Below are 20527 nucleotides of genomic sequence, written 5' to 3' on the forward strand. Positions count from 1 at the left end.
TGCCATGCGGTGCGGCGCGAGCCTACAGCGGACCACTGACAATGCCCCCTATGTCCGCCCTGGACAGCAGGCCCACCGCGCTCCGGGAGCTACGTCGCTCGGGCGGGCAGTCACCGTCCGCCCCAGGGTCAGCCGCCGGCCGACTCGTCCCCCGTGTCCAGCCCTTCCTCCAGGCGCACGGCCAGCGCCAGTTCATCGAGTGACCCCTCGCCGGGCACGAACCACCGGAGGGTGCCCTGCACCGAGGAGCTCACCCCTGAGGCGAGACGACGCATCTCCCGCGCGAGGCCGCTGGGCGAGTACCACTCCTCGTCCGCATGCCATTGCAGTGGGTAGCGACCACCGTCGTTACTCCAGGTCGCGCGTGAACGCTTCGGGTCCTCCGCCAGCCACTCTGTCATGTCGCGGCGCTCGGGCTTGCTGTACGGCCGGTACTCGAGGACCGTGCCGTCCGGAATACGCCCCTTGGCAATCAGGGTGGTAACGGCGTTGACCTGACGTCCGCGAGTCTCGACCTCCGTGACCTGGTAATTGTCTTCCAGAGCTGGCGCGTTGCGACCGGAATCCAGGCCGCGCAGGGCTGCCCGTACGACCCGCTCGATCCGCTCGGTGTTCCGAACTGCGGCGATGATGTGGCTGGTCTTGCCGTACTCCTCGTCGATGGCGGTCAGCGACCAGGCGAGGGTGTCCCGTACCAGGTCGGGGACCTTCGCAAGCTCTGCAGCCCAGTCGTATTCCGGGTCCTCGATTGAGCGGGTGTTCAGACGGCGGAAGACGATGTGGGTGACCAGGAGGTCTCCATAGAAGGCGGCTGCATCGGCGCGCCAGAGCAGTCCGTCCCGCAGTGCTTGAAGATGGGTGCGGACCTCGCGGAGAAGCTGGACGCAGCGCCAGACGCGGAATGCGTTCGGAGCTGGCCCGAAGATCTCTTGGTACGTCTCGTCCTCCCACAGGCCGGCGAGGTTCTGATCGCGCTTGGCCACGGCAGCGAGTTGGGCGTTCGGGCTCGTGGCGGCCAGAGCCTCAGCGGCCTCCGCCATCGAGCAACCGTGCTCCGGCTCCGGAGTCGTCTCACCCCGCTTGATCACGTAGCTGAGGTGCAGCAGGAGGGCGAAGTCGTCGCGAAGCTGGACCTGTCCACTGTCGAGGGACTTGAAGTCGCGTTCCTCGATCGGGTTCTGCGTATTCGTGGTCGTGGTCACATGATCGCCGAAACCGGGAGGGCAGTCCTCCAGGGAGATCAGACGCACCATCACCCGTCCGTACTGCGCGGTGTCGGGGTCGGCGGTGTACGCCCGGTGGATGGCACTCACCGTCTGGGCACCGTTGACCACGCTGGCCCCAGTGAGCTGGAAGTCCCCGACCTTGCCGGGCACCGCCTTGCCAACCGGCTTGATCGTCTCGCAGAGCATGGTGATGCCGTTGCTGAAGTACCAGAAGTGCTCCGGCTGCTCAAGCAGCGTGTTCCTGATCTTGATGTTGACGTCGGTCAGATCCAGGGAGTCACGGATGTTCCGCGCGAAGAGGCCGCGCCGGTGCTCGCCGTAGAGGTCCGCGAGGTCGGGAACGGTCATGGTGCCATACAGGGCCTTGTACGGAGTCGACTCCTGCACGAAGCCGTCCAATCGGACCTTGGCGTCGATCCTCGGCGCCGCGGCGTCGCCGAGGATGGCACGGTGGAAGTCACGAAGGTCGAGGATCTTGTACTCGACCATCTCCTCGACCTGGTTCAGCTCCGCGACCTTCTCCTCCAGGAGCTCGCGGACGTCCTCGTTGATCGGAGCGGTCCGCATTAGCGCGAGGACGAGTGTGATCTTGGGCGTCCCGAGCTCATATGCCCGCTCAATGTCGGGGACGAATGGCTGAAACCGGCTGTTGAACTTCGTGAAGTGGCGGTCAAGCATCAAGTTCAGGCCCTGGATCATCTTGTGAACCTCGGCCTCGCCGAATCCGCCCTTGCCCTGGTCGCTCCACTTGGCCTGCACCAGGCAGATTCGCGGCTGGGCGGACCTGAGCTCCACGGCGATGGAGTCCAGTCCGCGGTCGTCCTGACCGTCGAAGACACTGAGTGCCGCGGCACGGTCACTACACGGGTGCTCGATCTGCACGGCGAGTGCGGCTAACCCACGACTAAGGAAAGCTTGATGGCGTTTCTCGTCGGAAAACCGTGCTTGGTCCGTAATGTCGATTAGGCCGGTGAAGCGCTCTTCGATCGCCTTACGGACGTACCCGACGTGCAGTTTGCTCATGCCCCCACTCCCGTCAATGCTCCTGGCCATCGAGACTCTATCGGGCGAAGAACCTTGGTGTTCCTCGTGCTTCACGCCTTGACCAAGTAGATGATCCCCACCCAAATCGGCAAGATTAGGTATTAGCTGACATACCTGGGCCCATGCGCAACAGGGCAGCTCGCACCAGCGCTCGGTACGGCGGCATCATCCACAGATACAGGTAGGGCTCACGAGGCTCGCGCCCCAGGGCCTCACACGGCAGGGGGCGACCAACGCCGGATCGGCACCCGCGGCGCTCCCCGCGCTGAGGGGGAGCAGGCGTTTCCCAAGCGGGCAAGTCATTCGCTTGTTGGGGCCTGGGTGATTCCAATTGCGGCGGTGATATCACCTCAGGAATAGGGAGTCAGGCCGCCTGTGGTCCATGGTGGTCGTCCGCCACCTGCTGGGCTGCTGTCGTCCGTGCTACCGCAAGGAGGCCGGCGGCTACCGCACGGCCGAGCGGGGGACCCTGCGCGGGCACCAGTTCAACAAGGTCGAACTGTTCCAGTTCACCCACCCCAGCGCTTCGGACGCCGTGCACGGAGAACTCCTCGGCAAAGCCGAGGCGTTGGTGCAGGAGCTGGACCTGCACTATCGGATCACACGGCTTGCGGCCGGGGACACGAGCGCGGCCATGGCCAAGACCTACGACGTCGAGGTATGGCTGCCGAGCGTCAGCGCGTACGTCGAGGTCAGCTCGGTGTCGAACGCCCGCGACTACCAGGCGAGGCGCGGCAACATCCGCTACCGGCCCCGGCAGGGCAAGTCGGCGTACGTGCACACGTTGAACGCCTCGGACCTGGCCACCAGCCGTCTGGTGCCCGCGCTGCTGGAACAGCACCAGCAGGCGGACGGCACCGTGGCGTTCCCGGACGTCCTGCGGAAGTGGATCCCGAGCGGTGTCCTGGCAGCACCCGTGCCGGCCTGACGCTGAGCGGGCTGCGCGTCGAGCACCGAACGGATGTCCCGCGGGTCAGAATGCCCAGCCACGCCGGTCGGCCAGCCACCGCAGGGTGACCTCTCCGCACCACGTCTGATGCTGACGAATGTGCGGGGACCACTCTGCTGGGGGCTGTCCGCCGGAGGTCAGGAAGAAACCCGAGAGTGTGGCCAGCGCCGCATCGAGTTGTTCGTCGGCGACTCCACGGGCTGTGGGGTGCTGGATGAAGAGGGACGTGGCATCGTGGCCGTCGGCGTAGGCAGTGGCCAGGAGGAGGACCAGATCGAACCAGCTCGCCCCCAGGCATGGCCAGTTCCAGTCGCAGATCCACGCGGCGCCATAAGTGTCGATCAGCACGTTGTCCTGGCGCAGGTCGTGGTGAAGGACGGCATTTCCAGCGACGGCCTCCCGCCAACCGCTCTCCAGGCTGGCCAGCACGTCTAGGAGGTCGAGTGGCATCCATGAGGGGAGGACGTTCGTGGGCGTCGCGCCACCGGCGAGGTCGCACCAGTCAGCGAAGTCACCATCTGCACCCACTGGCTTGAGACCAGTGTGCTGGAGTCGTGCAGGTGGGGTGGCGAGCGCTTCCGCAGTGATCGTGTAGGCGTCGAGGGTGGCCGTGAGCTCGTCAGGTTTCCATGGCGTGGTGGGCAAACGGCCGCCGTCGACAGCATCGATGCCGAGGACGACCCATCCGTCCTGCTCCTCAATCCACTGCAGGCGTGGCGCCGGAATCGGTGCAGGGAGCGCCTGGTTGATCAACGCTTCCCGGCGGTAGCAGTCGGCGACCACCGCATTGTCCGAGCTGTTGACCGCTTTGATGAACTGAGGCCCGGACGTGCCACGGAGCACTGCGGCGAAGCCGCTGGTGAATCCGCTCCCCGTGCTTGGCTCGGCCTGTACCTCGCCTCCGAGGCGGTTTGCGATGAGTTGGCGAATGTCCTGGGGGAGGTCCTGCCAGTGTGGGCGTACCGCCGTGGAGTCGTACCGGAGGCGGGGGGTGATTATGTGGGGCATGCCGTCAGGATGAGGGAACCGTATACTCCAGCGCCACGCAGTTGTCGCGTGGACGAGTCCCGGTCCATGCGCTCACTGAGCCGCGTAAGGGGTCTGGCCCTCATCCTGATGATCATCGGTGCGCCGCACCCGCTCGCGAATCGGCCGACTGGCACGATCACGCGCTGCGGGCGGAATGAGGCTTGGCCCAACCGGTGGCGGCCACCACCTCCCGCGCGATGTCCACGACAGGTCGTCCGTCCGTCACCACCCGCACGGTATCTGCGGCGGCCCGCAGGTCCAGGGGCCGCGCCTTGCGGACGCTCCCTTCCAGCTCCTTCTCCAGCAAGATCACACCCTGCTCAGGAATCTCGCTGTCCTCTCGGGGGCCCGCGTCGCTATCCTCCGTGGCAACGCGATGACGGAGACGAGTAGCCCGGGATCACGCGAGCCGAGAGAGCTGCCAGCAGCTGGGAAGGCAGCCTCGCGCCCCGTGGTGAAGACCCTCCCGAGTGCGGGGAGGAACGGCCCGCCGGCCCAATGCCCCGCCGACTGGCCCCGTAACCGGCCACGAAAGAGGCCGCCGCCGTCGAGTGGCGGTGAAGGCGCGGTGGAACCGCGAGTCCCCTTCTCGCCCGCGCCCCCAAGGGATCACCATGACGCCCTGGAGGGCTGCGATGATCCACACGACCAATCGTGTACTGGTATCCGACCTGCACGAGCACGTGGACCGGACCGTGTCCGTGTCGGGCTGGGTACACACACTCCGTCTGCTGAGCAAAGTGCAGTTCCTCGTCGTACGCGACCACACCGGCTGATGCAGGTCACTCACCAGCGAGGCGGCGCAGGCGACGAGATCGAGGCCGCCCTGCAGCAGCTCACCCCGGAGTCCGCGGTGCGGATCACCGGCCGCGTCGCCGACAACCCGATCGTGAAGCTCCACGGCCTGGAGATCATCCCGGAGCGGGTCGACGTCCTGAACCGGGCAGAGACACCGCTGCCCATCGACGAGGGCACCGGCCTTGAACACCGCCTGGACTGGCGATTCCTGGACGTACGGCGCCGCCCCGGCCGCGCAGCTGCTGTTCGCCGTGCAGACCACGCTCGAGCAGGGCATGCGCGAGTACGCCTACGGGCAGGGCTGCACCGAGATGCACACGCCGAAGCTGATGGGCACCGCCTCGGAGTCCGGGGCCGAGGTGTTCGAGCTCGGCTACTTCGGCCGCTCCGCCTACCTGGCGCAGTCGCCACAGTTCTTCAAGCAGATGGCGATCGCGGCCGGCGTCGACAGGGTCTTCGAGATCGGACCGGTCTTCCGCGCCGAGCCGTCCTTCACCTCGCGGCACGCCACCGAGTTCACCGGAGTGGACGTGGAGCTAGCGTGGATCGACGGGGTCGAGGATGTCATGACGTTCGAGGAGCGGATGCTCGCGCACGCCATCGCCCAGGTCGCCGACGCATACGGGGAGGCGATCCGGGAGACGCTCGGCGTCGAGGTGACAGTGCCGGCAACGCCCTTTCCACGGCTCACGATGGCTGAGGCTCAGGAGATCCTGCGGGAGAAGGGCTGGGACCCGCAGGGCGTGAAGGAGGACCTTGCCCCCGAGGGCGAGCGCGGTATCGGCGCGCATCTCAGGGAGCACACCGGCCATGAATGGGTGTTCGTCACCCACTACCCGACGAGTGTCCGGCCCTTCTACCACATGCGGCCGACGGACAACCCGGCTGTGACGCTCAGCTTCGACCTGCTGTGGCAGGGACTGGAGGTCACGACCGGCGCGCAGCGTGAGCATCGCTACGACGTGGTGAAGCAGGCTGCGGAGAAGGGCCTGAGGCATGAACCGATGCAGGACTACCTCAACGTCTTCCGGTACGGCTGCCCGCCCCACAGTGGCCTGGGCCTGGGGCTGAGTCGGGTGCTGATGGTGTTGCTCGGGCTTGACTCGATTCGCGAGGCCACGTTCCTGTTCCGCGGCCCGAGCAGGCTGACTCCGTAGCGGCCGAAAGACCGGGGTGTAATCAACGGTTTGTCGCTTCACGGCAGTTCAGTGTGAGGCTGACGTCGTCAAGGGGACCCGATAGCCTGCATTGAGCGATCTCTGAGGGGCGAGATTCATCCTGGCTGAGATTGGTCAGAACTTGGGGGCGAGGATGGGCGCAACAAGAACGGTGGCCGTCTACTCTCTCGGCGGCACCATCGCCATGACCACCGATCCGGCGACCGGCAGCGTCGTCCCGGCCCTCTCCGCCCACGACCTCCTCGCGGCCGTGCCCGGCCTGGATGGCCACGGAATCGATCTGCGCGTGCACGACTTCCGCCGTGTGCCCGGTGCCTCGCTGACCTTCGACGACCTCACCGAACTTGGCGCGGCGGTCGACAAGACCCTCGCCGGCGGCGACGTCGACGGTGTCGTGATCACGCAGGGGACCGACACCATCGAGGAGACCGCGTTCTTCCTTGACCTTCATCACGGCCACGAGCAGCCGATCATCGTCACTGGCGCCATGCGCAATCCCACCATGGCCGGTCCCGACGGACCCGCCAACCTGTACGCGGCCGTCCTCGCCGCATCCGACCCGCAGCTGCGTGGCGCCGGTGCCCTGGTCGTCCTGAACGACGAGATCCACGCGGCACGCCACGTCCGCAAGTCCCACACCACCAGCCCCTCCGCCTTCACGTCACCCGGCGCAGGGCCCATCGGCCGGATCGCCGAGGACCAGGTACGGCTGACCGCTGCGCTTCCCCACCGCTATGGCCCCTTGACACGGCCGCGAAGCCGTGAGGTGCGTGTGGGCCTGTATACGGTCAGTCTCGGCGACGATGGGGAGCTGCTCGCGGCATGGGACGGCCGATGTGATGGGCTCGTCGTCGCTGCTTTCGGTGTCGGCCACGTTCCTCAGCGACTCGTCGAGAGCCTGGAACGGCTCGCCGCGCGGGTCCCCGTGGTCCTCTCATCGCGCATCGGGAAGGGCCCTGTCCTGACGAGGACGTACGGTTTTCCTGGATCCGAGAAGGATCTGATCAGCCGTGGGCTCATCCCAGCTGGCGATCTTGGCCCCTACCAAGCACGCCTCCTACTCCATGGGCTGCTGGCACAAGACGCGGACCGCGAGACGATCACGGAGAAATTCTCCCTCTTCGCGCGCTGACCTGCGCACCTCAGCCCGTCCGACGGGACCCCAGAGACGTGCCAACGGTGCCGTTCCCGAGGATCGGGAGGACCGAGGAACAAGGGATCCAGCAGTTCGGCAGCCGACCTTTTAGGGATCACCACTGATCGGGTGACTCGATACTGACCAGGCCAAGTCCCAGTTCGTTGCGGCAGATGTGATGACTCGCCACCGCAGTCTGACGACAAGATCACGAGCAGAAGTGGAGCATCAGGAGACTGTCCGCAAAGGTGGGCCTGGAGCGGCAGCTACGGGGCGGAGCATCGGCCCCGTGATGTCGACGGGCGCGTTCAAGCCGTCCAGGAGCACGATGATCCGGTCGATGTTGGTGAGGCGTCGCTGCCCAGATTCCAGCATCGACAGAAAAGCCTGGCTCAGCCCCGTGAGGAGGGCCATGTCCTCCTGACGGAGGTGGCCGTACTCTCGCACGAGTTGGCACAGCCTGCCGAAGTCCTTGTGTAACAGGGCGTCCCTGACGTCCTGGCGAGCCCATACATGGGGTGGAACGGGGCGCGCAGGCTGTACGACTGTCCCACTCCGAGCGCAGCCGGAACAGATATCTTCCCTGTTGTACCGACTCAGGCGACATCGGCAGAGGCTGCAGAGCCGGGTGCGGCTGGTTGGCGTGGAGGTGCTTCTTGTGGCGCTCACGGGGATTCGCTCCGTGCCCGACGGCGTTGGGGCGGCATCAGACGAGCGTCGAGATGAGTAGTCATTGCCACCCATCGCATCCGCGCGTGCGTTCGGGTCGCTCTTGGATGCGTCGCCCCGGGTCGTTGCGCTGGGGAGCGCCGCGCTCAATCCCTGATCGGGCATCCGGTCCCTCCGTCAGCCGGTGATGCCCTCAGACTGGCGCCGGTCAGGACGAAGGGCCCGGACAGACTGTCCGGGTCCAATTCTTCTTGTTTCCGAGCTTTATTGATGGAACGTCAGGAGATTGCCCTGCTGGCCTCGTCGAGTACGGCTTCCCACGGGTACCGGCGCCCCGGCATCCCAGCCCGCGGCTCGGCGAGCGGCCATACCTCGTCTCCGTAGATCAACCGCACCCCTGAATCGTGAAGGGCTTGGATGTGCCCTTCCCATGCGGGGTGGCGAGCGTGCGCGGCGTTCACGCGGGGCCAGACGACTACCGGGAGGTCCAGTGTTCCGATGGCTTCGTTGACCTGTGTCAACGCCTGGTTGTCTGAGATCCCCAGGGCGAGCTTGGCGACGGTGTTGGCACTTGCCGGGGCCACGACGTAGCAGCCCACCGGGGGATGTGGCCGGGAGTCACCCGGCAGGCGTGATTCGGACCGTACGGGAAGGCCGGTCAGCCCTTCGAGCTGCGCCGTCTCCCCGCTCACGCGGAGCCACTGACCTGCAGTCGGTGTGAGCGTGACCGCAACCGTCCAGCCCCGTTCGAGCGCCGGGACCACGAGCCCTGTGCGGAGGTCCTCAATCCCGCCGGCGCTCGATCCGACGACGCCCAGCACCTTGCCCTGCATCGAAGTCACTGCACCGCCCTGCATCGTTGGGCCATGGCCAGCAGCTCGGACGAGTGGCTGCCGCCCGTGACCGGGGACTGCTTCCTCAGGTCGCGAAGGGTCTCGCGTACACGTGGATTGTTCCGCACGAGCTGGGGTGAGGTGCGTTCGGCCTCCCGCAGTTCCCTGAAGGACTCGTCGACGCGCCCCCTGAGGCAGAGGCCGCGGGCGTAGTCGATGCGATGAGACACGGCGCGTTCCGCCGGCATGTGGGAAACGTCGATGCCGCCATGCTCGACGACGTACGGGATGTTCTCCAGGTCAAGCTCGATCGACAGGCGGTGCAGCTCGACGTTCGTGGGACCGAAGCACGTCTGCCAGTGGTTCTCGTCGGAACCGAGCCGGTCGGCGAGCCGCTTCGCCTTCTCCAACAGGGAGTTGGCGGTGTGTCGATCCTGGTGCCGTGCAGCGGCCACAGCAGCCCGCAGATGAACCATGCCAAGCAGGCTCAAGGCGGCCGGGTCGTCCTCGCGAACCTGACTGGCGAGCCAGGCCGCGGCGGTATCGCCCAGTTCGAGGGCGTCCTCGTATCGCCCGTTGGCCAGCAGTGCATGCGTACCGGAGCGGGCGGCGGAGACGAGCGACAGCGGGTCCTCGGATTCGTCGGCGGCCCGCATGGCGCGCTCGGCCGCGAGCCACGACAAGTCGGACTCGCCCACCTTGGCGAGGGTGGTTGCCGCCAGGTGATGCGTGCGGGCCGAGACAGCGAGGCCGCATCGCCGCTGATCGCCAGGCGGAAGGTCTTCCAGATCCTGGGCCGTCCTCAGCAGACCGGGCAGGGCGGCAATGACGTCGCCAAGAAGGCCAGCCTGATAGTCATCCCAGCTGCGCTCGACGAAGACCTGCACCTGCTCCGGCCTCGGCAACTGCCGGTCCGCCGTGGGACCGAACAGCTGCTTGGAGAGCCGTCGAGGGCTCATCAGCGCATCGCGGACTGCTGGCACGTCGTCCATGTGCTTTTCCTCGTCCTCCAAGAGGACGGGCTGCCCCATCAAGTCGCCGAGCGGGACACGCAGTACGCGAGCGAGCTCAGCGAGCTTGTCGATTCTCGGAGGCTTTCGTACTCCTCGCTCAATCTTCGACAGCCAGTCGGTGCTGTGCCCGACGAGGCCGGCGAGGACGGGCTGCGTGTAGCCCCGGCGCTCGCGGTAGAACGAGATCCGCTCTCCTATGCTGAGGTGATCACCAAGACCACGCATGCGCGCTGCCTCCCCAACTTTGGTCCGTCATTCACGGTAGCGGCCGAGCAGACCGCGAGATCAGGCAGCGAGTCGGGCTGCGGTGCCATGTTCAACATCCGCTCTCGGGCCTGGAACAGCCCGGACACTTTGTCCGGCTACACCCACAAGTCCAGGAGGTGCCAGAGCTTTGCAGGTCCGCCTTCCCTGCCAACGCTCTATGCCCTGGGGATTACTTGCGTGGCGGTGCAACGCAATGGAAGTCGCCGATCCGCCGGATTATGAAGAAGTCTCCAGCGAACTCGTTGCGCACTCCACCCCACAGCAGCGCCTTGCCCTCAGTCAGAAGGCATCACAAGATCTTCGGTAGAGCTGAATACTGGGATCGTCCACAGTGACCCGAGCGCCCGTTGGAAATCGGTAGGCTGCCTGTATGCCTGATGCCTCCACACGCGTGCGTTTCGCCCCGTCTCCCACTGGAATGTTCCACGTTGGCGGGGCTCGGTCGGCTCTCTACAACTGGGCCGTCGCACGACAGTCGGGAGGCAAGTTCGTCCTGCGCATCGAGGACACCGACACGGCACGCAACAAACCCGAGTGGATCGAGGGCATCATCAGCGCGCTCGCGTCCATCGGGATCTCCAAGGACGATCCCACGTTCGAGGGCTCCTACTTCCAGTCGCACAACGCCGACCGTCACCGCGAGGCCGCCCAGGAGCTCTACGCAGAGGGCCGCGCGTACTACTGCGACTGCTCCCGTGAGCAGGTGCAGGAGCGGACCGGCTCGCAGCACCTCGGCTACGACGGTTTCTGCCGGGACCGGGGCCTGGAACACGTGGAGGGCCGGGCTCTGCGGTTCCGTACGCCCACGGAGGGCGAGACGGTCGTCGTGGATCTGATCCGAGGTGAGCCGTCCTTCCCGAACTCGGCGATCGAGGACTTCGTCATCGCCCGCGGCGACGGCTCTCCGGTCTTCCTGATCGCCAACGTCGTCGACGACCTCGACGAGGGCATCACCCTCGTCATCCGTGGTGACGAGCACCTGTCGAACACGCCCAAGCAGCAGTTGCTGTGGGAGGCGCTCGGCGCGAAGCCCCCGGTGTGGGCGCACCTGCCGGTGATCGTGAACGAGAAGCGGCAGAAGCTGTCCAAGCGTCGCGACAAGGTCGCTCTTGAGGACTACCTCGCCGAGGGTTACCTGCCGGAGGCGATGACCAACTACCTGATGCTGCTCGGCTGGGGCCCCGGCGACGATGCCGAGCTCCGCCCGTACGAGGAGCTGGAGCAGAAGTTCCGCGTCGAGGACGTGAATACCTCGCCGGCCTTCTTCGACATCAAGAAGCTGACCGCCTTCAACGGCGAGTACATCCGCGCCCTTCCGTTGGAGAAGTTCATCGAGGCATGCGAGCCGTGGCTGCGCGCCCCGTATGCCAACTGGGCGCCCGAGGACTTCGACCAGGCCGCCTGGGAGGCGATCGCCCCGCATGCCCAGACCCGCGTCGCCGTCCTGTCGGACATCACAGCGAACGTCGATTTCCTGTTCCTGAAGGAGCCGGTGGAGGACGAGGCGTCCTGGGCCAAAGCAATGAAAGGCGACCCGGCAGTCCTCCTGGCCACGGCCCGCGCCAATTTGGAGACGGCCGACTGGACCAGCCCCGAGTCCCTCAAGGAAGCGGTCCTGGCCGCCGGCGAGGAGCACGGCCTGAAGCTGGGCAAGGCCCAGGCCCCGGTGCGCGTCGCCGTCACGGGCCGCACGGTCGGTCTGCCTCTCTTCGAGTCCCTGGAGGTCCTCGGCAAGGACTGCACACTGTCCAGGATCGACGCGGCTCTAGCGAAGCTCGCCGGCTGACACTTCGCGATCAAGATCCCGTCGCCCGCGTGGGGAGGCGGGACCCGACGTCGCGAATTGTGGGCATGGACCGCAAGAGGAGGAGGGGCGGAGTGCGTTCGCCAACGCGCGGATTGTTCGGTTGTTGCCGCCGTGTGAATGACCGACCCGCTCTCAATGACATTGCGGCGGTGATATCACCTCAGCGATAGGGGGCAGGCCGCCGGTGGTCCATGGTGGTCGTCCGCCACCTGCTGGGCTGCTGACGGTTTCGTTGGATCACCTGTGGACGCACCCGGTGAAGTCGGCGAGCGATCCATTCACTTGTGGGAGATCGCGTTGACGCCATCGCTCCCGCCCCCGCGAGAGGTCACAGCCATGCCCCGCCAGTCCGGAGATTCGCCCTACGCGTTCACTGTTCCCCCCTCGGTGGAGGCGGTGCCAGCCGCACGAGACCGTGTTGTCCGCCGCGCGCAGCGACTCGGGCTGATCCTGGATGAGGAGCTGACTAACGACCTGCAGTTGCTGGCCGGAGAAGTAATCGCGAACTCGGTCACGCACACGCAGGCTGCGTGCGTGGTGTCCGTGCGGTATATCGGAGAGCGGCTGCGCGTAGAAGTCACCGACGCCGACCCCACCTTGGTACGCCCCTCCCAGGCCGACGTGATGGACGAAAACGGGCGTGGCCTGTTCCTCGTTGCCGCCTTGGCAACCGCGTGGGGCTCACAGCCTTGCGCGGTGGGGAAGAAGACATGGTTCGAACTGGCGGTCTCCGCTTCCGGGGTGGACACCGCAGACGTGGCCGCCTCACAGGCTGATGCTGCTGCAGAGGAGTCCCCGTCAATAACCGGTGCACAGTTACGAATCGAGCATCGAGCAGCCTGACCTCCCCCCAGGCCGACATCGCCGACAGACCGATCGGAGCCTTGCCGAAGGGGCCGCAGAGGTGGGTCCCAGGTGGCGTTCCAGCGAGCCCACCATCACACCGCGACTCCCCTGCTCGAAAGGCACGGCGACCAGCCCGACGCGCCTCGGTCCAGATGAGGGAGTCTCGACGAGGGCCAACGATTCAGCCGCCGCCGGCAGCGGGAACATAAAGATCACACGTGTGCGGGTGGGAGGTGCGCGCGTCAACCACGGGCACCATTGGCTTCCCCATCTCACGTGTGATCGGCCGGACCAACGTGGCAAATCTCGTGGTGGAGCCCTGCCCTCCGGCCACGGGGGGAGCCGAAGGGCAGGGCCGCTCATCAGCAGAACGGTCATGTGAGACCGAGTCCTGTTGGTGCTCTATTGCAGTTCGCCAATCAGCGAGGCAGCGAGTTCAGCCATGGTGTCGGTCAGCGGTGCCTTCCTTCCTGTCCGGCGGAAGGCGCGCTCGACGTTGGCGCAGAGTAGCAGGCGGGACAGCTTGCCGCTGCGAGTCGAAAGGACGTCGGAGAACAGGGTCTGTACTCGTTCTGCGAGCGCCGGCACGGTCAGGGAAGCGGACCACAGACAGGCCGCGTCCCATCCAACTGGGCCCATACCCCAGCTCTCCCAGTCGATGATCGACAGACCAGGGCCGCAGAGGTTGGCGTAGCCGAGATCTCCGTGGGCGCAGGCCCAGTCGGCGATCGTGGTGTCGATGTCCTTCCCGTAGACCTCGTGGATTCGCCGAGTGAGGTGGGCTTGGCCCATGGACACGCGGTCTGTGGAGTGTTCCGAGAGGTTGGCAAGCGCGATCCTCAGGTCCATCCACCACTGCTCCGGCAGTCCGGGATCCGAGGTGATGTCGCCTGTGGCGGAGAGAGCCCCGTCTTCTACGAGCGTCATCTCGTCCGCACGCCACACCACGCCGCGTGTCTGGTCGGTCCAGACGGCTGCTGCCAACCATTCGGGACGAGGAACGCCTTCGATGGCAGCTGCAGCCTCGTAGCCGGTCCAAGCCTGGGAGTCGATCTCCACCGTGCGTCGCCAGGCGAGCCGAACCCACGTGGCTTCGTCGGTTCGGAAGCCGGCGGTGCCGTTGTACTTGCTGAAGTGGCCATCCTCCCTCTTGAGCTGCCGTCCGAGCCGCCGCTCGACGTCATCGAGGACGTCATCGAGCGCAACGGTCGAGAGGTCATCCAAGGTGGCTTGCACTATCGTTCCTTCCTGGACAGGGCTCTTGCGCTCACGGTAGCCCTCTCACGCAACAGCGCCCGATACTCCGTCACCCTTTCGGTGCTGACCTCAAGTCGCGAGCCACAGACCGCTTCGGCGAGATGCTCGACGACGGAGGTGCCGACCGCGAGTCGGGTGACTTTGGGTATCGCGAACGCTGTGGCGACGCCTGCCTGCAGCGCTCCGCCCTGCTGGCCCGGGAGGAGAAACGTGGAGGTGTCCACGGTCTGCCATATCGAGTCGTCCGCTTTTCCCGCGAAGGGAGCCATGCCCCACAGCTCGGTGATCTCTGCACGGTCGACGAGCTCGTCCACTGCGTTGAGGATCGCGGCGGAGACCGTCAGGCCGGCGCGGACCATCACCACGTCGGGACGTGGGATGGCCCAGTGGGCTTCGAGGAGACGCCTCGGGTCCCAGGTAGAAAACCCCCAGTTCTTGCAGAGTCCCGCGTCGCGCATCTCCCGGAGCACGGTGCACGCGCAGGCGAAGCCCTCAACCGAGGACTCGGGGTTGTGCAGAAGCACCGTGTCCGGAGTGCGGCCGAGTTCCCTCGCCGACTGCTCGACCGCAGCGCGAAGCCGCGCCGGGTCGAAGTCGTGGCCGTCGGGGAAGTAGCCGACCTTCGTGGAGATGGTGAAGGCGGGGAGCAGGTCGCCGGCGATCGCCGCGAGGGTCCGGTGCGAGGCAAAGTGGTGGTAGTTGAACGCGGTGTCGAGGTCCGTGACACCCAGCTCCAGTGCGCCCTCTAGTAGGTGCCGGGTGTGACCAGTCCGGTATAGGCCGAGAGCGATTCGGCGGTCAGCGGTGCGCACAGCCCCTCCTGGATCAGGTGCTCGGCGAGCGTGTTGAGGTCTTCGTCGTTGTCGGAGAGGCGCACCGGGTGCCCGGACAGGAGGCTGCGGAGGCCGGGTTCTGCGCGGCCATGGAAGGTGAGGCGCTTGCCGCCGCCGACCACTTGGACCGTGTCGCCGGAGGGTGTGATGACCGGTTCGAACTCGGTGACGGCCGCGACGTATTCGAGCGGGCCGAACACCGGGATGTGGGGCATGTGCCGAGCGGGCGGGGTGTTCGCCCGTAGTTCGGCGAGGTACCGCTTGGGGTCGTACTCGCGGGCGAGGTCGGTCAGTTTCGCGGCGAGTACGGCGCCGTCGGCGGTGCCGTCGCTTCGCTCCAGGTCCATACGGAAGTCTTCGTCCGCGCGTGCGGCGTCGGACAGGAAGTTGGCCCAGGTCACGCCGGTGCGCTTGGTGAGGCCGAAGGTCACGTGGAGGGAGTGACCGTCGTCGCCGGAACCGATCCTCGTCGCGGTGTGCCAGAAGCCGCGGGGTATGTGCATGACGTCACCGGCCCGCATGGTGCCCTTCCAGAGCACCTCCTCCGACGGGGTCAGGTTGCGTTCGGCGTCCCTGTACATGGGTGCCGGCCGCGATGGGCCTCGGACTTCCCAGGACTTCTCGCCGGAGAGCTGGACGGCGATCACGTCGTGGTCGTCCCAGTGGAGATTGAAACCGTCCGTGTCGCCGACGGCCAGATAAGCGTTGGCGGATGTGAGCTCACCGGACCACCAGCCCAGAGCACGGCAGGCGACTTCCAGCGTCGGATCGAAGAAGTCGACGTGGTCCAGGACCACGGTTCCGCCGCCGTTGAGGATGCGACCGAGGGCCGCCATGTCGGCCTGGCTGACGGCCTGCCTGCGTCGGTTCACGTTGGTGGACAGGAAGAGTGAGGGGTGTACCTCGTCTCCCTCCGCGTAGCAGCGCAGCTGGGGGTTGGCGAGGTGGCGGTGCCGGATGGTTTCCAGCAGCCGGTTCGGGGTCATCAGGCGGGTAATCAGGTCCGGGTCGGCGAGGTGCCCGCGAGCGAACGCGGTGCCCACGGGCCCCGGCCCGCCCCAGCCGAGCGCCTTCTCGATACCAGTGACGAGCCGGTGCTCCATGGTGCCTCCTACTCCTTGGGAAGGTTCAGGTCGCGGTTGTCGCCGTCATCGCCCGCGCTGTTCTGCGAGCTGGTGATGTCGGACCGCTCCGCCTCGCTGCGGTCGTGGGCCACGGCGAGCTGCTCGACGGCGACCATCAGGCTGACGCTGGTCCCGCCGCCTTCCTTGGCCTTCGTGCCTTTCGTGGTCGTGGTCACTCGGCTCTCCTCTCATCGGGGCCGCTCAGCCAGCGAGTGGCCCAGGGATCCTGCGGCTGCGGGGGATGCAGCCGCTGAGCGGTGGTGCAATCTGGCGCTGGAGACGCCAGGAACCGCCCCCGGGTGTCCGAGGTGTTTCGGGTGGAGCGGGGGCGGTGCTTGTAGGCGGCACGATGCCTCGCGGTTATGCGGCGCTGAGGCGCCTGCACTGCCGGAACCATGTGTTCCTGGACGTCAGCCCGAACTTGTGGGCTGCTCATCCACTGGCCATAACCCTGCTTCCAGTGGGGCGACTTCGCACATCACAGTCGTGATATCACCCGGGTAATCCAGGGTCACCTGTTGCGCATCGCGGTGGATCGAGAAAGACATAGAGTACGACTGCTGAGGAAAAGGAACCCAAAACTCCCCCCTTCCAGAAGCCGCGTCGGCATGCATTGCATGTGGAAGAATTTTCAGAAAATTCCTCGCCTTACATATTCCTGCTCACCTAGCCACACCCATCAAGTCATCTCTACAATCGAAGCATGGGGCCAGTTAGTTCGACTGGCACCTCAAGACCGTTAAGCAACTCGACGATCTTGTCGATGTTGGTAAGTCTTCGCACCCCTGACTCCAGCATGGACAGGAAGGCTTGACTGAGGCCCGTAAGCTCCGCCATATCACTCTGTCGTAGAGAGCTTCCAATTCGCACAAGGTGACAGACTCGACCAAAGTCTCGGGCGTAGAGAGCTTCCCGGACGTCTTCCCGCTTCCAAACTTCTGGCGCCACGCGGGGCGGCGGCGAAGGGGTGGTAGGTACATGCCGCGAGCAAGCACTGCAGTACGGTTCACTGTTATATCGGCTCAGGGGGTGTCGACACCATCGACACCGACGTTCGCGCCCAGCGGCGTCAGTTCTTGACGAGGGCGAAATGCCGCCCTGCCGGGCCCCTGCCCCAACTGTCGCTACACCTAATGACGTCCGGAGTTCCTGGGAGCCCTCGTCAACTGCTAAGGCGAGCAGATAGCCATCACGAGCATCAGTCGACATGGGTCGCGCCGTCCCGCGAAGGGTAGTCAAACTCTGCCCATGTCGATACCCCAGCACCCAAAGATTTGTTCCACCGGTCGGCCAAGGCACCTATGAGCCTCCGCTGGAGATCTCGAACGGTACCCGAGACGTCCGTTATCGCCTGCCGAAATTCATGAATTCCATCATGCACCTCGATCCGTAAGCCACTTCCGATTCGCAGATACCGAGTCTCGATCTCGCCGATTTTCCGCAAATGGCCATGCCGTATCGCATTAGTCAAGATCTCCGAGAGCACGAGGACTGCTGGGTCCTCAATGCTTGAGAGGCCCCATTCGCCGAGCGCCTTGCGGAGTTCACGACGCGCAAGACCAACGCAGCGCGGATGGCGACTCCAGCGGAGCACCACCGCGTTACCACTGCAGTCGGACCCGACGCCATCGTCCGGCCGGTAGGTCATGGGCACTCCGATGCCTCCCCGTACGCGTGGCTTGGTCGCAACGACCGTAGAAGCCGACGGGGAGGCAGACCCGGAAAATTCTTCCGGGTCTGACCTTGAACCTCTTTGCAAGAGGCTCTACTTGATGGCGCCGAGCCGCACCGCCAGGTCTTGGACATCCCGGCGGCGGGAACGCTTGTGGAGACGACGCGCTAGGTCCCGGGCAAACTCGTGGGCCTTGATCTGCTCGGGAGCTGTCCGGTAGGCACGCTTGAGATGGTCTATCGCCTCATCGGTCCGCCCTGCCTCGGCGTACGCGCGGGCAACATCCAGTCGCGCCCGCCCTCGTCGTTCTATGGGTAGTCCTGTCGCTCTGACACTGGGTGCTACGTCCACGGCCAGTTGGACGTCCTCGAACTCCAGGGCGAGCGCCAGCCGGTGGATCTCTACGTTGCTGGGGCCGAAGGACGTCCACATCTCGTTGGAGTCGCCTCCAAGGAGGTGCGCTGCCTCGTCGGCCTTACCCATCATGTGATCTGCCAGCGCACGGTTCCTCATCCGAGCGGCTGCGACGGCCCCATTCAGGAACAGGGTCCCGTACAGCGAGAGGGAGGCCGGCGTGGAGCGCCACCAACCGCGCTCGAGGTCGTCGGCCGCGTCCAGTGTGACGCTCACGGCCTCTGCCGGCATGCTGGCGCCGAGTTGGACATGTGCGACACCTCGCCGCAGGGCGAGCATTGTGGCGGGGTCCCCGGACTCTGCGGCAGCCATGTCGCCTTGGTCTACAGCGGTCCAAGCCAGGTTCGTCTCGCCCAACTTGCGTAGAAGCACCGCTGCGACGTGGCAGGCCAATGCGAACAACCGTAGTGACTCGGCGTGTTCGGTGCTAGAAGTGCGCTCCTGTGTTGCCAGCCGGGCATCCGCCAGCAGCCCAGGCAGGCACGCTCCAAGGCGCGCGAACTGGCAATTCTGGTAGAGCCGCCAGGCTTCCTCGACAGCGAAGGAGAGACGTTCAAGGCGCACGGTTTCACGGTCGTCGTACAGCGAGCCCGCCAGTCGTCGTGACTGCATGAGTGCGATTCGAATCGCCGGAATGCTGGCCGCGTGCGGCCCGCGGTCGTCCAAGAGTGTTGGCGTGCCCTGAAGATCCTCAACGTGCACTCGCAGAGCGTGCGCCAGGTCTGCGAGCATCTTCACGTTGTTCACCGGGATGCGTTCGGACTCCACCCGGTACACCCAGTCCTCAGAGCGTCCCAGAAGATCGCCGAGCTGCCGTTGGCTCAGGCCCCGGCGTTTCCGGTAGAACCGGACTCGCTTGCCGAACGGAAGATGGTCGGTCATGCCCCGCATTGGCGCGCTCCCCTCACCCTGCTCGATCGAGTGTCACACAGTGTGAGCGCGTAGGACAGGAGAGCCATCGCCTGAAGACGTCTGTGATCCGGAACGTAGGCTGGTGCCCATCGAGGGTGCGGCTGATCTCCGTGTGATGCCCGGAGACGGGGCTGTACGTTTTCAGCGGCGGGGCGCAGTCGTTGGCGAACATTGGAGGGCGAGGGTAAGTGATCTCAACGCAGGCATGGGCGGATGCTCGGCGGCTGTGGGACTTCCAGCAGATGCGCCACGAGCTGCGCCCTTGCTCCGTGGCGATCGGACTCGGGAGCCACGACCTGGGGGTGGCCGACACCACCGCAGACTTGTACCACCGTGGCATGGCGCCGCTCATTGTCTTCACCGGAGCGACGAGCCGTACCACGCGTGAGCGGATGCCCCGCGGTGAAGCCGAACACTACCGGGACCGCGCGGTGGAGCTGGGGGTTCCTGCGAGCGCCATCATCGTCGAGCCGAAGGCCAGGAACACAGGCGAGAACATCCGCTTCTCCCGCGCCCTGCTCGAAGAACAGCGTGTTCCCGTCTCGTCGGTCCTATTGGTCAGCAAGCCGTACGAGGAGCGACGGGCCTACGCAACGGCGCGAAAGCTCTGGCCGGATGTCGAGTGGGTGAGCGCCTCCACGCCTATGACGCTCTCCGAGTACGTCGACTCGATCCAGGACGCGCGTCTCGTCATCGACATGTTGGTGGGGGCCCAGCAGCGTCTCATGGTGTACCCAAGGCAAGGGTTCATGATCGAGCAAGAGATTCCTGACGAGGTAGCGGCGGCTTTCGAACGGTTGCGTAGCGAGGGCTTCACGAGTCGGCTCGTGCCGGAAGAGGCGGAACGGGCCTGAGCGCCGGTCCACCCCCTCTGAGACCGCGTCCTATGTGGCGAGCTTCGCGCATCGCGTCGGTTGTATCGCTTAGGTGATCCAGCGGCCTTGAGAGGCATCGAATCGGGAGACCATCAGAAAGCGGGCTGGCGCTCAGGCGCGCACACTTTGCCCAGAGCGCCGGTCCGTGCAGGCGATAGCCGTTGCATCTCAAATGGCCGGATCACTGCATCACTCCAGTGATATCACTCGTGAAATGTGCGGTTCGCCGCCGCAGTCACCAGTCTTACGGAATGCGTCCGGAACCCGTGCTAGTACGGCGGGCGCGGACGGCACTCTCATAAGCGCCCACGAACGAGGGCGCAACTCGCCGCCCATCGTGGAGTGCGGGCCGACCGAGCATGGCTCCGCATCCCACGGCGGCCTCCGACGGAGGTGACACCGTGCTGGGCCAGGGGACCACGTTTGGCGAGAGCCAAACGATGACCTTGATGACCACCACCGGGCAGTCCACACAGACGCCCTCGTTGCACAGCACTCCCGCATCTGCGCTTTGCTGCCGACCTGACGGTCTGCCACCTTGTGTGCGCCCGTTTCACAAACGGGCTGAGCCCGGGCGTCATCGCCGACACAGTCATGGTCACAACCGAACTGATCGTCAACGCCTCTGCGGCTATGGGGCATCCGT

17 protein-coding genes and 1 pseudogene are annotated in these 20527 nt (G+C 65.7%); 6 read left to right on the top strand and 12 right to left on the bottom strand.

What is annotated here, in order from left to right; genetic code table 11:
* Positions 1 to 128 precede the first annotated feature (128 nt).
* Positions 129 to 2249 (bottom strand): AIPR family protein, encoded by a 2121-nt coding sequence (locus tag HCK00_RS23490; RefSeq protein ID WP_168104032.1) that lies wholly within the window; start codon positions 2247 to 2249, stop codon positions 129 to 131.
* A gap of 403 nt (positions 2250 to 2652) precedes the next feature.
* Between HCK00_RS23490 and HCK00_RS23495 the strand changes: the two genes are divergently transcribed.
* On the top strand, positions 2653 to 3198 hold the full coding sequence (locus tag HCK00_RS23495; RefSeq protein WP_240966065.1) for an aminoacyl--tRNA ligase-related protein: 546 nt from the start codon (positions 2653 to 2655) through the stop codon (positions 3196 to 3198).
* Between the two features lie 45 nt (positions 3199 to 3243).
* On the opposite strand, the gene HCK00_RS23500 is transcribed toward HCK00_RS23495, so the two are convergent.
* A complete protein-coding gene (locus HCK00_RS23500; RefSeq protein ID WP_168104034.1) occupies positions 3244 to 4227 on the bottom strand; it encodes a phosphotransferase family protein in 984 nt (327 codons plus the stop codon).
* Positions 4228 to 4384: 157 nt separating this feature from the next.
* On the bottom strand, positions 4385 to 4561 hold the full coding sequence (locus tag HCK00_RS23505) for a hypothetical protein (RefSeq protein WP_168104003.1): 177 nt from the start codon (positions 4559 to 4561) through the stop codon (positions 4385 to 4387).
* Positions 4562 to 4883: 322 nt separating this feature from the next.
* Between HCK00_RS23505 and aspS the strand changes: the two are divergent.
* Both aspS and HCK00_RS23515 read left to right on the top strand, forming a co-directional pair.
* Positions 4884 to 6203: pseudogene (gene aspS / locus HCK00_RS23510) on the top strand (aspartate--tRNA(Asn) ligase).
* A gap of 172 nt (positions 6204 to 6375) precedes the next feature.
* Positions 6376 to 7356, top strand: a complete 981-nt coding sequence (locus HCK00_RS23515) for an asparaginase (protein ID WP_311765451.1) — start codon at positions 6376 to 6378, stop codon at positions 7354 to 7356.
* Positions 7357 to 7587: 231 nt separating this feature from the next.
* On the opposite strand, the gene HCK00_RS28280 is transcribed toward HCK00_RS23515, so the two are convergent.
* From HCK00_RS28280 to HCK00_RS23530, 3 genes are all read right to left on the bottom strand, one after another.
* Positions 7588 to 8193, bottom strand: a complete 606-nt coding sequence (locus HCK00_RS28280; RefSeq protein ID WP_311765452.1) for a helix-turn-helix domain-containing protein — start codon at positions 8191 to 8193, stop codon at positions 7588 to 7590.
* A 113-nt stretch (positions 8194 to 8306) separates the two neighbouring features.
* Positions 8307 to 8861 carry a flavoprotein gene (locus tag HCK00_RS23525; protein ID WP_168104036.1) on the bottom strand — a complete coding sequence of 185 codons (555 nt, stop codon included), beginning with the start codon at positions 8859 to 8861 and terminating at the stop codon, positions 8307 to 8309.
* Between the two features lie 5 nt (positions 8862 to 8866).
* Entirely contained in the window at positions 8867 to 10099 is a 1233-nt protein-coding gene (locus tag HCK00_RS23530; protein ID WP_168104038.1) for a helix-turn-helix domain-containing protein, read from the bottom strand.
* 460 nt (positions 10100 to 10559) lie between these two features.
* Between HCK00_RS23530 and gltX the strand changes: the two genes are divergently transcribed.
* On the top strand, positions 10560 to 11927 hold the full coding sequence (gene gltX / locus HCK00_RS23535) for a glutamate--tRNA ligase (RefSeq protein ID WP_240966067.1): 1368 nt from the start codon (positions 10560 to 10562) through the stop codon (positions 11925 to 11927).
* 357 nt (positions 11928 to 12284) lie between these two features.
* Entirely contained in the window at positions 12285 to 12791 is a 507-nt protein-coding gene (locus HCK00_RS23540) for an ATP-binding protein (protein ID WP_168104040.1), read from the top strand.
* A gap of 405 nt (positions 12792 to 13196) precedes the next feature.
* Here the strand turns inward: HCK00_RS23540 and HCK00_RS23545 are convergent, their stop codons facing one another.
* The 6 genes from HCK00_RS23545 to HCK00_RS23570 form a co-directional block, all read right to left on the bottom strand.
* Entirely contained in the window at positions 13197 to 14030 is an 834-nt protein-coding gene (locus HCK00_RS23545; RefSeq protein ID WP_168104041.1) for a protein kinase family protein, read from the bottom strand.
* On the bottom strand, positions 14030 to 14863 hold the full coding sequence (locus HCK00_RS23550; RefSeq protein ID WP_168104042.1) for an aldo/keto reductase: 834 nt from the start codon (positions 14861 to 14863) through the stop codon (positions 14030 to 14032). The genes HCK00_RS23545 and HCK00_RS23550 overlap by 1 nt, the downstream gene beginning before the upstream one ends.
* Positions 14797 to 15987, bottom strand: coding sequence for a JmjC domain-containing protein (locus HCK00_RS23555; RefSeq protein WP_168104043.1), 1191 nt, complete (start codon positions 15985 to 15987; stop codon positions 14797 to 14799). Before HCK00_RS23555 ends, HCK00_RS23550 begins: the two co-directional genes overlap by 67 nt.
* Before the next feature lie 8 nt (positions 15988 to 15995).
* Complete coding sequence (locus tag HCK00_RS23560) at positions 15996 to 16184, bottom strand: hypothetical protein (protein ID WP_168104004.1); 189 nt, start codon at positions 16182 to 16184, stop codon at positions 15996 to 15998.
* A gap of 514 nt (positions 16185 to 16698) precedes the next feature.
* Positions 16699 to 17217 (bottom strand): helix-turn-helix domain-containing protein, encoded by a 519-nt coding sequence (locus HCK00_RS28285; RefSeq protein WP_168104044.1) that lies wholly within the window; start codon positions 17215 to 17217, stop codon positions 16699 to 16701.
* Positions 17218 to 17773: 556 nt separating this feature from the next.
* Positions 17774 to 18976: a helix-turn-helix domain-containing protein gene (locus HCK00_RS23570; RefSeq protein ID WP_206320795.1), complete on the bottom strand. Its 1203-nt coding sequence runs from the start codon at positions 18974 to 18976 to the stop codon at positions 17774 to 17776.
* A gap of 218 nt (positions 18977 to 19194) precedes the next feature.
* Between HCK00_RS23570 and HCK00_RS23575 the strand changes: the two genes are divergently transcribed.
* Entirely contained in the window at positions 19195 to 19860 is a 666-nt protein-coding gene (locus HCK00_RS23575; RefSeq protein ID WP_168104046.1) for a YdcF family protein, read from the top strand.
* The last annotated feature ends 667 nt before the right edge of the window (positions 19861 to 20527 follow it).

The sequence above is a fragment of the Streptomyces zingiberis genome (genome assembly GCF_012034935.1).
Lineage (GTDB): Bacteria > Actinomycetota > Actinomycetes > Streptomycetales > Streptomycetaceae > Streptomyces > Streptomyces zingiberis.